This window comes from Streptomyces sp. NPDC097129 (assembly GCF_055668065.1).
On sequence record NZ_JBVOQE010000001.1, the window covers coordinates 141,092 to 154,062 of the forward strand.

At 69.6% G+C, this 12,971-nt stretch carries 8 protein-coding genes; 7 read left to right on the forward strand and 1 reads right to left on the reverse strand.

Annotated features, from left to right (window positions below):
• Positions 1-181: 181 nt before the first annotated feature.
• Entirely contained in the window at positions 182-2,908 is a 2,727-nt protein-coding gene (polA, locus tag AC0B9F_RS00685; RefSeq protein WP_471998015.1) for a DNA polymerase I, read from the reverse strand.
• A gap of 802 nt (positions 2,909-3,710) precedes the next feature.
• On the opposite strand from polA, the gene AC0B9F_RS00690 reads away from it, so the two are divergent.
• The 7 genes from AC0B9F_RS00690 to AC0B9F_RS00720 all read left to right on the forward strand — a co-directional run bounded on the left by AC0B9F_RS00690 (position 3,711) and on the right by AC0B9F_RS00720 (position 12,932).
• The gene (locus tag AC0B9F_RS00690; RefSeq protein ID WP_471998016.1) at positions 3,711-5,990 is read left to right on the forward strand and encodes an FdhF/YdeP family oxidoreductase; all 2,280 of its coding nucleotides are present in this window, start codon (positions 3,711-3,713) and stop codon (positions 5,988-5,990) included.
• Between the two features lie 80 nt (positions 5,991-6,070).
• Positions 6,071-6,562: a hotdog fold thioesterase gene (locus AC0B9F_RS00695; protein WP_471998018.1), complete on the forward strand. Its 492-nt coding sequence runs from the start codon at positions 6,071-6,073 to the stop codon at positions 6,560-6,562.
• Positions 6,563-7,194: 632 nt separating this feature from the next.
• Positions 7,195-8,430: a branched-chain amino acid ABC transporter substrate-binding protein gene (locus tag AC0B9F_RS00700; RefSeq protein WP_471998020.1), complete on the forward strand. Its 1,236-nt coding sequence runs from the start codon at positions 7,195-7,197 to the stop codon at positions 8,428-8,430.
• Between the two features lie 121 nt (positions 8,431-8,551).
• Positions 8,552-9,484 carry a branched-chain amino acid ABC transporter permease gene (locus AC0B9F_RS00705; RefSeq protein WP_471998021.1) on the forward strand — a complete coding sequence of 311 codons (933 nt, stop codon included), beginning with the start codon at positions 8,552-8,554 and terminating at the stop codon, positions 9,482-9,484.
• A 5-nt stretch (positions 9,485-9,489) separates the two neighbouring features.
• The gene (locus AC0B9F_RS00710) at positions 9,490-11,316 is read left to right on the forward strand and encodes a branched-chain amino acid ABC transporter permease (protein ID WP_471998022.1); all 1,827 of its coding nucleotides are present in this window, start codon (positions 9,490-9,492) and stop codon (positions 11,314-11,316) included.
• Between the two features lie 6 nt (positions 11,317-11,322).
• A complete protein-coding gene (locus AC0B9F_RS00715) occupies positions 11,323-12,219 on the forward strand; it encodes an ABC transporter ATP-binding protein (protein WP_471998023.1) in 897 nt (298 codons plus the stop codon).
• Positions 12,216-12,932: an ABC transporter ATP-binding protein gene (locus AC0B9F_RS00720; RefSeq protein ID WP_471998024.1), complete on the forward strand. Its 717-nt coding sequence runs from the start codon at positions 12,216-12,218 to the stop codon at positions 12,930-12,932. The genes AC0B9F_RS00715 and AC0B9F_RS00720 overlap by 4 nt, the downstream gene beginning before the upstream one ends.
• Positions 12,933-12,971 lie beyond the last annotated feature (39 nt).

The window sequence follows — 12,971 nt, forward strand, 5'->3', positions numbered from 1 at the left end:
GCGGGTAGGAAATGACCCCTGCAGCTCATATGGCACCGGCGCCTGGAAACTGGAATGGCACCGGTGCCTGGAAAGAGGGAGTGACCGGGGAGGTCGGCCCGGGGGAGGTCGGACCAGCGGCTCACGCCGCTCGCCGCTCCCCCGGCCCTGCCACCGGCGGCCACCGGCGGCCACCGGCGGGCTAGTGCGCTGCCGACTCCCAGTCCGGGCCGACGCCGACCGAGACGCCCAGGGGGACGCGGAGCTGGACCGCGGCCGCCATCTCGCGCCGGACCAGCTCCTCCGCCTGCTCGCGCTCGCCGGGGGCGATCTCCAGGACGATTTCGTCGTGGACCTGGAGCAGCATGCGGGAGGTCAGGTTCGCCTCGCGCAGCGCCCGGTCCACGTTCAGCATCGCGATCTTCACGATGTCGGCCGCCGTGCCCTGGATGGGCGCGTTCAGCGCCATCCGCTCGGCCGCCTCACGACGCTGGCGGTTGTCGCTGTTGAGGTCGGGCAGGTAGCGGCGGCGGCCGAACAGCGTCGCCGTGTAGCCCGTCGCCCGCGCCTCGTCGACGACCCGGCGCAGATAGTCCCGCACGCCGCCGAAGCGGTCGAAGTAGGCGTCCATCAGCGTGCGCGCCTCGGCGGCGTCGATGTTCAGCTGCTGGGACAGGCCGAACGCCGACAGGCCGTACGCCAGGCCGTAGGACATCGCCTTGATCTTGCGGCGCATCTCGGCGTCCACGGCGGTGTGCTCCACCGCGAAGACCTGGGAGGCGGCGGTCGTGTGCAGGTCCTCGCCGGAGGTGAAGGCCTCGATCAGGCCCGCGTCCTCCGACAGGTGGGCCATCACGCGCAGCTCGATCTGGCTGTAGTCCGCGGTCATCAGCGACTCATAGCCCTCACCGACGACGAAACCACGGCGGATCGCGCGGCCCTCGTCGGTGCGGACCGGGATGTTCTGCAGGTTCGGGTCCGTGGAGGACAGCCGGCCGGTCGCCGCGACCGTCTGGTTGAACGTGGTGTGGATCCGGCCGTCCGAGGCGATCGTCTTGATCAGGCCCTCGACCGTGACACGCAGCTTGGCCTGCTCACGGTGGCGCAGCATGATCACCGGCAGCTCGTTGTCCGTCTGGCCGGCGAGCCAGGCCAGGGCGTCGGCGTCCGTGGTGTAGCCGGTCTTGGTCTTCTTCGTCTTCGGCAGGCCCAGCTCGCCGAAGAGGACCTCCTGGAGCTGCTTGGGCGAGCCGAGGTTGAACTCGTGCCCGGCCGCCGCGTGCGCCTCCTTCACCGCCTGCTGCACAGCGCCCGCGAACATCTGCTCCATGGCCTCCAGGTGCGCGCGGTCGGCGGCGATGCCGTGCCGCTCCATGCGCGCCAGCAGCGCGGAGGTGGGCAGCTCCATGTCACGCAGCAGGTCCGCGGCGCCGACCTCCTCGAGCTTGCCGCCGAAGGCCTGCCCCAGGTCGAGGACGGCGCGGGCCTGGATCATCAGCGCCTCGGCCTCGGCGCCGTCGTCCGCGCCGAAGGCCAACTGGCCGTCGGCCGCGGCGGCGGGCGCCAGCTCGCGGTGCAGGTACTCCGTCGACAGCGCGTCCAGGTCGAAGGAGCGGCGGCCCGGCTTGACCAGATACGCGGCGAGCGCGGTGTCCATGGAGACACCGGCGATGCTCCAGCCGTGCTCGGCGAAGACCCGCATGGCGCGCTTGACGTCGTGGAACACCTTCGGCCGCCCGGCGTCGGCGAGCCACGCCGCGAAGGCGTTCTCGTCGGCCTCGTCGAGCTCGGAGGGATCGAACCACGCGGCCGGACCGCCGGCGGTGGCCAGCGCGATCTCGGCGACGGAGCCGGCGCCCAGCGCCCACGTGTCGACGGCGGCGACGCCGAGCGGCTCGCCGCCGTGCTCGGCGAGCCAGCCCGTCAGCTCGCCGCTGCCCAGCACGGTGCCGTCCAGCTCGACGCCGTCGGCGATGACCGGGGTCGTCTCGGCCTCCGCCGCGCCGGGGTCGACGGCGAGCAGACGCTCACGCAGCGACGGGTTACGGATCTCCAGCGTGTCCAGGATCATCGCGACGGCCTTGCGGTCGTAGGCCGGGCGCTCCAGGTCGGCGACCGCCTTCTCCAGCGGCACCTGCCGCTCCAGCTCGGTGAGCCGGCGGTTGAGCTTGACGGCCTCCAGGTGGTCGCGGAGGTTCTGCCCCGCCTTGCCCTTGACCTCCTCGACCCGCTCGACCAGCTCCGCGAACGAACCGAACTGGTTGATCCACTTCGCGGCGGTCTTCTCGCCGACGCCGGGGATGCCGGGAAGGTTGTCCGACGGGTCGCCGCGCAGCGCCGCGAAGTCGGGGTACTGGGCCGGCGTCAATCCGTACTTCTCGAAAACCTTCTCCGGGGTGAACCGGGTCAGCTCCGAGACGCCCTTCGTCGGATACAGCACCGTGACGTGGTCGCTGACCAGCTGGAAGGAGTCGCGGTCGCCGGTGACGATCAGCACCTCGAAGCCCTGGTCGGCCGCCTGAGTGGCGAGCGTGGCGATGATGTCGTCCGCCTCGAAGCCGTCGACGGCGAAGCGGGACACGTGCATCGCGTCGAGCAGCTCACCGATCAGCTCGACCTGGCCCTTGAACTCGTCCGGGGTCTTGGAACGGTTCGCCTTGTACTCCGTGAACTCCTGCGAACGCCACGTCTTGCGGGAGACGTCGAAGGCGACCGCGAAGTGCGTGGGCGCCTCGTCGCGGAGCGTGTTCGCCAGCATCGACGCGAAGCCGTAGATCGCGTTCGTCGGCTGGCCGGTCGCGGTGGTGAAGTTCTCCGCGGGCAGCGCGAAGAACGCGCGGTAGGCCAGGGAGTGCCCGTCCATGAGCATCAGGCGCGGGCGGCTGCCGCCGGGGGTGCTGTCGGTCTTCTTCGCTGCTGTCTCTGCCACGCCCCCGATCCTGCCACGCCCCACTGACACCGAGCCGCCACCGGGTGGCTGCCGCCGGCTGTAGAGGGCGGCCACCTCCAGCGCCGCCGGGCCGCCGTCCCCGGGTGCACCGCCGCGGCCCTCGACCGGCCCGGCCCGTCGTTCCCGGCCCTCTCCGCCGTCGCCGGGTTCGGCGCCCCGCCCGCCGACCTCGCGGCGACGGGTGATCGCCGCCGGGGCGCAATGTGAGGGGCGGCACAGGAGCGGGGCCGTACAGGGAGGGAGGGCAGGCGGCTAGCGACGCGCTGCGGTGCCAGGCGGGGGGGCGGGACGAGACGGGCGGCGACGGGCCGTCGAGGCGAGTCGGGGGGCGACGGGGGGGGGCGACCGGCGGTCGAGCCGCGGCGGGGGGACCGGCCATCGAGACGAGTCGGGGGCGGCCGGCCGTCGAGGCGCGACGCGCGGCGGGCAACGGGCGCAGGCCTCAGCCCAGGCGAACGAGGGCAACGCGCGCGGGCCGGAGCCCAGGCGAAGGAGGGCAACAGGCACAGGCCCGAGCACACGCGAACAGCCGGCCACAAGCACAGACCCGAGCGCACGCGAACAGCAGGCCACAAGCCCAGACCCGAGCACACGCCCACAGCGGGCGCAGTGGCGAGGCGGTGGGGGCGACCTGCGGCTGTCGTCGGGCCGCGGCGGAGCATCGCGCAACCGAGGCCGCCGCCCGCTCCTCCGCCCCCCGCCCAGGGGGCTGATCGGTGTCAGTGGGCCGTGCGAGGATCTGGGGTCGTACCACCGACGTGTACCCGAAGGAGAGTGCGCGATGGCGACGAAGCCGCCGAAGGCCGACCCTGTCCAGGACGCGCCGCAGGTCGTGGAGCGCAAGCACGCGGCGGCGGGGCTGCCGGCCATCGCGCACACGCTGCGCGTCGCCCAGCAGCAGATGGGCGTGAAGCGCACCATGCTGACGCTGCTGAACGTGAATCAGAAGGACGGCTTCGACTGCCCGGGCTGCGCCTGGCCCGAACCCGAGCACCGGCACAAGGCGGAGTTCTGCGAGAACGGCGCCAAGGCGGTCGCCGAGGAGGCCACGCTGCGCCGGGTCACCCCCGAGTTCTTCGCCGCGCACCCCGTCTCCGACCTGGCGACCCGCAGCGGGTACTGGCTGGGTCAGCAGGGCCGCCTCACCCACCCCGTGTATCTGCCCGAGGGCGCCGACCACTACGAGCCGGTCACCTGGGAGCGCGCCTTCGACATCGTCGCCGAGGAGATCGCCGCGCTCGGCTCTCCCGACGAGGCCGTCTTCTACACCTCGGGCCGTACCAGCAACGAGGCCGCGTTCCTCTACCAGCTCTTCGCCCGCGAACTCGGCACGAACAACCTGCCGGACTGCTCCAACATGTGCCACGAGTCCTCCGGCTCGGCCCTCGTCGAGACGCTGGGCGTCGGCAAGGGCAGCGTCCTGCTGGAAGACCTGTACCAGGCCGACCTGATCATCGTCGCCGGGCAGAACCCGGGCACGAACCATCCGCGCATGCTCTCCGCGCTGGAGAAGGCCAAGGCGAACGGCGCGAAGATCATCAGCGTGAACCCGCTGCCCGAGGCCGGCCTGGAGAAGTTCCACAACCCGCAGACCCCCAGGGGCCTCGCCGCGGGCACCGCGCTCACCGACCTGTTCCTGCAGATCCGCCTCGGCGGCGACCAGGCCCTCTTCCGCCTCCTCAACAAGCTGATCCTCGAGACCGAGGGCGCGGTGGACGAGGCGTTCGTCCGCGAACACACCCACGGCTACGAGGAGTTCGCACAGGCCGCCCGCGCCGCCGACTGGGACGAGACGCTCACCGCGACCGGCCTGACCCGCGAGGACATCGAGCGGGCCCTCGCCATGGTGCTCGCCTCACAGCGCACCATCGTGTGCTGGGCGATGGGCCTCACCCAGCACAAGCACTCCGTGCCGACGATCAGGGAAGTCGTCAACTTCCTGCTGCTGCGCGGCAACATCGGCCGTCCCGGCGCGGGCGTGTGCCCCGTGCGCGGCCACTCCAACGTGCAGGGCGACCGCACCATGGGCATCTTCGAACGCCCGGCGCCCGCCTTCCTGGACGCGCTGGAGAAGGAGTTCGGCTTCGCTCCCCCACGCGAGCACGGCTACGACGTCGTCCGGGCCATCCGCGCGCTGCGCGACGGCGAGGCGAAGGTGTTCTTCGCGATGGGCGGCAACTTCGTCTCCGCCTCCCCCGACACGGAGGTCACCGAGGCGGCCATGCGGCGCGCCCGCCTGACCGTGCACGTGTCGACGAAGCTGAACCGCTCGCACGTGGTGACGGGCGCGCGGGCGCTGATCCTGCCGACGCTCGGCCGCACCGAGCGGGATGTGCAGGCAGGCGGGGAGCAGTTCGTCACCGTCGAGGACTCCATGGGCATGGTGCACGCCTCCCGCGGCCGCCTGGAGCCGGCGAGCCGGCACCTGCTGTCCGAACCGGCCATCGTGTGCCGTCTGGCCCGCCGGGTGCTCGGGGAGCGGACGGTCACGCCCTGGGAGGAGTTCGAGAAGGACTACGCGACGATCCGCGACCGCATCGCCCGCGTGATCCCCGGCTTCGAGGACTTCAACGCGCGCGTGGCCCGCCCTGCCGGCTTCGCGCTGCCGCACGCCCCGCGCGACGAGCGCCGCTTCCCGACGGCCACCGGCAAGGCCAACTTCACCGCGGCGCCGGTGGAGTTCCCGAAGCTGCCCGAGGGCCGGCTGCTGCTGCAGACGCTGCGCTCGCACGACCAGTACAACACCACGATCTACGGCCTCGACGACCGCTACCGGGGCATCCGGGACGGCCGCCGGGTGGTGCTGGTCAACCCCGGCGACGCCGGCGCCCTCGGCATCGCCGACGGCTCCTACGTCGACCTGGTCAGCGAGTGGCGGGACGGGGTGGAGCGGCGGGCGCCCGGCTTCCGGGTGGTGCACTACCCGACCGCGCGGGGCTGCGCGGCCGCCTACTACCCGGAGACGAACGTCCTGGTGCCGCTGGACGCCACCGCGGACACCAGCAACACCCCGGCCAGCAAGTCCGTCGTGGTGCGTCTGGAACAATCGGCCACCGACTGAGCGTTCGCTTAAGTCAGCAGGGCTCAGGTGTCCGCCTGAGCCGGCAAGGACGTGTCACGACCACGAACGGAGCAGGGCCCATGGGCGAGCAGCAGCAGGTGAAGTTCCCGCAGGAGGTCCTCGACGAGTACGCGGCACTCGGCATCGACCTGCCGGCCCTCTTCTCCGCGGGCCACCTCGGGACGCGCATGGGCGTACAGGTCCTGGAGGCCTCGGCCGAGCGGGTGGTCGGCACCATGCCGGTGGAGGGCAACACCCAGCCCTACGGCCTGCTGCACGGCGGCGCGTCCGCGGTGCTCGCGGAGACGCTGGGCTCGGTCGGCTCGATGCTGCACGGCGGCAGCACCAAGATCGCCGTCGGTGTCGACCTCAACTGCACCCACCACCGCGGGGTGAGCTCCGGCCTGGTCACCGGCGTGGCGACACCCGTCCACCGGGGCCGCTCGACGGCGACGTACGAGATCGTCATCTCGGACGAGCAGGGGCGGCGTGTGTGCAGTGCGCGACTGACCTGCCTGCTGCGCGACGCCAGGCCGGGCGGCAACGAAACCTCCGCACGCCGGACCGACTGACCGCCCCCCGCCCCACGCGAGGCCCGCCCGCCGCAATACGCGAGGCCCGCCCCCGCCCTACGCGAGCCCCCGGCCCGGCGCGAGCCGCCCGTCCGCCCCGGACGGGCGGCTTCCCCTTTTGTGGGCGCATCACGGACAAAGAAGCCGCTTCCCCCGCGCAAGATCACGATCACCCCTGCACGGCCCAATGCGGAAATCTGGCGAGGAACCCACGATTCCTTTTCCTGATCCGTAACCGTGCGTAATGCGAGCGCAATAAACGATCACTCATTCCTCTTGATCATCTTCAGCGTCCCACCCCGGCCCGGCCCCGCCCGTGGCCCATGGCAACGATTCCCGGTAATCAGCAAAAACGCCGAGACGCCTGAACGCGCCCCGTCGAGTCCTGCGGGTTCTCAGAATCCGGACGGGGCGAATCGGCCCGAATTCCGCTGTTCCCCCCACTCAGTACCGCTGTGCATTACGTCGTGTCATAACAAGAGCGTCACAGCATGGGACAGACTCTCCTCCACGTTGTCCACACACGCCTAGAGTCACGGCCAGTCACCGCGCCGTCGGATTGTCACTTCGGCCCAGCGCTCGACTCAGCCGTTTCCACGGGGATTCGGCTGTGCCAGGGGAAAGGACTGATCGTGCGTCAACGTTCGCTCATCGCCATCACCGCCTCACTGGCGGCGGGAGCACTCACCCTCACCGCTTGCGGCTCCCGTGGCGGCGACGGCGGCTCCGACTCCGGAAACGGCGGCGGCACCAAGGTCGTCATCGGCGTCGACGCCCCCCTCACGGGCGACCTCTCCGCGATCGGTCTCGGCATCAAGAACTCCGTCGACCTCGCCGTCAAGCAGGCCAACAAGAACAAGACCGTCGACGGCATCACGTTCGAGACGCAGGCCCTGGACGACCAGGCCCAGCCCTCCTCCGGCCAGCAGAACGCCACCAAACTCGTCGCCAACAAGGACGTCCTCGGCGTCGTCGGCCCGCTGAACTCCTCCGTCGCCGAGTCGATGCAGAAGGTCTTCGACGACGCCAAGCTGGTCGAGGTCTCCCCCGCCAACACCAACCCCTCCCTCTCCCAGGGCACCAACTGGCAGACCAGCAAGGCGCGCACGTACAAGTCGTACTTCCGCACCTCCACCACGGACGCCGTGCAGGGCCCCTTCGCCGCCCAGTACGTCTTCAACAAGGCCAAGAAGAAGAAGGTCTTCGTCATCGACGACAAGAAGACCTACGGCGCCGGCCTCGCCGCCACCTTCACCGACGAGTTCAAGAAGCTCGGCGGCACCGTCGCGGGCACCGAGCACATCAACCCCGACGCCAAGGACTTCTCCGCCGTCGCCACCAAGGTGAAGAACTCCGGCGCCGACGTCGTCTACTACGGCGGCGAATACCCGCAGGCCGGCCCGCTCAGCAAGCAGATCAAGGCCGCCGGCGCCAAGGTCCCGGTCGTCGGCGGCGACGCCATCTACGACCCCACCTACGTCAAGCTCGCCGGCGCCGCCAGCAACGGCGACCTCGCCACCTCCGTCGGCGCCCCCCTCGACGAACTCCCCTCCGCCAAGCAGTTCCTCGACAACTACAAGGCGGGCGGCTACAAGGAGGCCTACGGCGCGTACGGCGGCTACGCCTACGACTCCGCCCAGGCCATCATCGAGGCCGTCAAGAAGGTCGTCGCCGACAACAACGGCAAGCTGCCCTCCGACGCCCGCGCCAAGATCGCGGAGGCCATGCAGAACGTCTCCTTCGACGGAGTGACCGGCAAGGTCTCCTTCGACCAGTACGGCGACACGACCAACAAGCAGCTCACCGTCTACGCCGTCGAGAACGGGACCTGGAAGACCGTGGAGTCCGGCACCTACAACGGCCGCTGACCCACACCTCCCGCACCACCCAAGAGCCGCGCGGGGCGCTGTTCCACTGGCGCCCCGCGCGGACCCACATCCGGACATCCGGCACATCCGTCGAACATCCGAACGTCTCGGAGGACATGCGGTGAACGAACTGCCGCAGCAGCTGGTCAACGGCCTGCTACTGGGATCCATGTACGGGCTGGTCGCCATTGGCTACACGATGGTCTACGGCATCGTCCAGCTCATCAACTTCGCCCACGGCGAGATCTTCATGACCGGGGCCTTCGGCGCCCTCACGGTCTACGCCTACGTCCTGCCCGACGGCACCAGCATGTGGATAGCCCTCCCCCTCATGCTCATCGGCGGCATCGTCGTCGCCGTCCTCGTCGCCGTCGCAGCGGAACGATTCGCCTACCGGCCCCTGCGCACCGCACCCCGACTGGCACCCCTCATCACCGCCATCGGCCTCTCCCTCGCGCTGCAGCAAGCCGTCTGGGCCTGGTACCCCGAGGCCAAATCCGCGCGCACCTTCCCACAGATCGACGGCGGCCCCTTCCACATCGGCAGCGTCACCATCCAGACCGGCGACATCTTCCTGCTCATCGCCGCCCCCCTCAGCATGGCCGTCCTCGCCTACTTCGTCATGAAGACCCGCACCGGCCGCGGCATGCAGGCCACCGCCCAAGACCCCGACACCGCCAAACTCATGGGCATCAACACCGACCGCATCATCGTGATCGCGTTCGCCCTCGGAGCCACCTTCGCCGCCGTCGCCGGAGTCGCCAACGGCCTCAAATACGGCCAGATCGACTTCAAAATGGGCTTCATCCTCGGCCTCAAGGCCTTCACCGCAGCCGTCCTCGGCGGCATCGGCAACATCTACGGCGCCATGATCGGCGGCATCGTCCTCGGCGTCGCCGAAACCCTCGCCGCCGCCTACATCTCCGACCTCCCCGGCATGGACAAGTTCGGCAGCCAGTCCTGGGCCGACGTCTGGGCCTTTGTACTCCTCATCCTTGTTCTGCTGCTCAGGCCCCAAGGCCTGCTCGGCGAGCGCGTCGCGGACAGGGCGTGACACCGATGACCACACAGACCACCGCACCCGAAACCCCCAGCACCCCCACCGCCGGCACCCCCACCGGCCTCATCGGCATCCCCGCCACCCTCGGCCGCGCCCTCGCCACCGCCGGCGCCGTCCTCACCATCGCCGCCACCTTCCTCGCCTGGACCTGGACCAAGCAATTCCCCGGCGACCTCACCGTCTACGGCTACCCGGGCGGCCTCCAAGTCCTCGTCCTCATCGGCGCCATCCTCACCACCGTCCTCGCCCTCGCCTCCTACGACGTCAAACAGCTGCGCTGGCTCGTCCCCGCCGGCGCCGACGCCGCCCTGAAGTTCGCCGCCCTCGCCACCTTCGCCACCGCCTGGTACACCGTCATCTCCATCAGCGTCGAACTCCACGGCGTCGTCAACCTCGAACCCGGCGGCTACATCGTCGCCGTCACCAGCCTCCTCACCCTCCTCGGCACCCTCGCGCTGCCCTTCCAGCGGCCCGAACCCGACCCCATCGACCCCGACGACAACGGCTGGGAACACTTCAAGAACCGCGCCGCACACAGCCGCGCCACCCTCAAAGCCGCCTTCACCGGCGGCAGCGCACGACCCGCGCCCAAGCTCCCCGCCATCGCCGAGATCCTCGTCATCGTCGCCGTCCTCGCCGTCGCCCTCATCGTCTTCACCTACGGCATCGGCACCGAATACGACGAACTCTTCGTCGGCTTCCTCATCACCGCAGGCCTCGGCTTCGCCGCCCTCACCAAGGCCGGCCTCGTCGCCCACGCCTCCGAAATCACCGCACGACACCAGAACATCACCATGGTCGGCGCCTTCGTCACCGCCGCCCTCTTCCCCTTCACCCAGACCGACGACCAATACGCGACCCTCGGCGTCTACATCCTCATCTTCGCCACCGTCGCCCTCGGCCTGAACATCGTCGTCGGCCTCGCCGGCCTCCTCGACCTCGGCTACGTCGCCTTCCTCGGCGTCGGCGCCTACGCCGCGGCCCTCGTCTCCGGCTCCCCCAGCTCGCCGCTGCACGTGCACTTCCCGTTCTGGGCCGCCGTGCTCGTCGGCGCCGCAGCCTCCCTCGTCTTCGGCGTCCTCATCGGCGCCCCCACCCTGCGACTGCGCGGCGACTACCTCGCCATCGTCACCCTCGGCTTCGGAGAAATCTTCCGCATCACCGTCAACAACCTCGACGGCACCTCCGGACCCGACATCACCAACGGCTCCAACGGCATCTCCTCCATCCCCAACCTGAACATCCTCGGCTGGGACCTCGGCGCCCCCCACACCATCGCCGGCTTCACCATCGGCCGCTTCGCCAACTACTTCCTGCTGATGCTGCTCATCACCGCCGTCGTCGTCCTCGTCTTCCGACGCAGCGGCGACTCCCGCATCGGCCGCGCCTGGGTCGCCATCCGCGAAGACGAAACCGCCGCCCTCGCCATGGGCATCAACGGCTTCCGCGTCAAACTCATCGCCTTCGCCGTCGGCGCCTCCCTCGCCGGACTCGCCGGCACCGTCCAAGCCCACGTCACCTACACCGTCACACCCGAGCAGTACCAGTTCGCCGGACCCATCCCGCCCAACAGCGCCTTCCTGCTCGCCGCAGTCGTCCTCGGCGGCATGGGCACCATCGGCGGCCCCCTCATCGGCGCCTCCCTGCTCTACCTCATCCCCAACAAGCTGCAGTTCCTCGGCGACTACCAGCTCTTCGCCTTCGGCGTCGCACTCATCCTCCTGATGCGCTTCCGCCCCGAAGGCCTCGTCGCCAACCGGCGCCGCCAGCTCGAATTCCACGACGAGGCCGACGCGCCCGCAGTCCTCGGCAAGACAGGGGCCTGACACACGATGACCACCCAGACCATCACCAGCGGCGACACCGTCCTCGACGCACGCGGCGTCACCATGCGCTTCGGCGGCCTCACCGCCGTACGCGACGTCGACCTCACCGTCGGCAGCGGCGAGATCGTCGGACTCATCGGCCCCAACGGCGCCGGAAAAACCACCTTCTTCAACTGCCTCACCGGCCTGTACGTCCCCACCGAAGGCGAAGTCCGCTACAAGGGCAACGTCCTGCCGCCCAAATCCTTCAAGGTCACCGCGGCCGGCATCGCCCGCACCTTCCAGAACATCCGCCTGTTCGCCAACATGACGGTCCTCGAAAACGTCCTCGTCGGCCGCCACACCCGCACCAAAGAAGGCTTCTGGTCCGCCGTCCTGCGCGGCCCCGGCTTCCACAAAGCCGAAAAGGCCTCCCGCGAACGCGCCATGGAACTCCTCGAGTTCGTCGGCCTCGCCAACAAGGCCGACCACCTCGCCCGCAACCTCCCCTACGGAGAACAACGCAAGCTCGAAATCGCGCGAGCACTCGCCAGCGAACCCGGCCTGCTCCTCCTCGACGAGCCCACCGCCGGCATGAACCCGCAAGAAACCCGCACCACCGAGGAACTCGTCTTCGCCATCCGCGACCAAGGCATCGCCGTCCTCGTCATCGAGCACGACATGCGGTTCATCTTCAACCTCTGCGACCGCGTCGCCGTCCTCGTCCAAGGCGAAAAACTCATCGAGGGCGACAGCGCCACCGTCCAGGGCGACGAACGCGTCATCGCCGCCTACCTCGGCGAACCCTTCGAAGGCGACCCCGGCGCAACCGAAGCCGCCGAAGTCGAAGCCGCAGAAGCCGAAGCCGCCGAAGCCCAGGCGACGCAGGAAGACGCCGCGCCCGGCAAGGAGAACGACCGATGACCGCACTGCTCGAAGTCGAAGACCTCCGCGTCGCCTACGGCAAGATCGAAGCCGTCAAAGGCATCTCGTTCACGGTCGAAGCAGGCGAAGTCGTCACCCTCATCGGCACCAACGGCGCCGGCAAAACGACCACCCTGCGCACCCTCTCAGGACTCCTCAAGCCCGTCGGCGGCCAGATCAAATTCAACGGAAAATCCCTCAAAAAGGTCCCCGCCCACCAGATCGTCTCCCTCGGACTCGCCCACTCCCCCGAAGGCCGGCACATCTTCCCGCGCATGACCATCGAGGACAACCTCCGCCTCGGCGCCTTCCTGCGCAGCGACCGACCCGGCATCGAAAAAGACATCCAGCGCGCCTACGACCTCTTCCCCATCCTCGGCGAACGACGCAAACAAGCCGCCGGCACCCTCTCCGGCGGCGAACAGCAAATGCTCGCCATGGGCCGCGCCCTCATGTCCCAGCCCAAACTGCTCATGCTGGACGAACCCTCCATGGGCCTCTCCCCCATCATGATGCAGAAAATCATGGCCACCATCGCCGAACTGAAATCCACCGGCACCACCATCCTGCTCGTCGAACAGAACGCCCAGGCCGCGCTCTCCCTCGCCGACCACGGCCACGTCATGGAAATCGGCAAGATCGTCCTCTCCGGCACCGGACGCGACCTCCTCCACGACGAATCCGTCCGCAAGGCCTACCTCGGCGAAGACTGAAGCCCGCATACGACAGAGGCCCGCGCCCCTCTCCACGGG

Excerpts from the sequence above, each read along its gene's own strand:
- AC0B9F_RS00710 (WP_471998022.1), top strand. The coding sequence starts at position 9,490 with ATGACCACACAGACCACCGCACCCGAAACCCCCAGCACCCCCACCGCC.
- AC0B9F_RS00720 (WP_471998024.1), top strand. The coding sequence starts at position 12,216 with ATGACCGCACTGCTCGAAGTCGAAGACCTCCGCGTCGCCTACGGCAAG.
- AC0B9F_RS00690 (WP_471998016.1), top strand. The coding sequence starts at position 3,711 with ATGGCGACGAAGCCGCCGAAGGCCGACCCTGTCCAGGACGCGCCGCAG.
- AC0B9F_RS00695 (WP_471998018.1), top strand. The coding sequence starts at position 6,071 with ATGGGCGAGCAGCAGCAGGTGAAGTTCCCGCAGGAGGTCCTCGACGAG.
- AC0B9F_RS00715 (WP_471998023.1), top strand. The coding sequence starts at position 11,323 with ATGACCACCCAGACCATCACCAGCGGCGACACCGTCCTCGACGCACGC.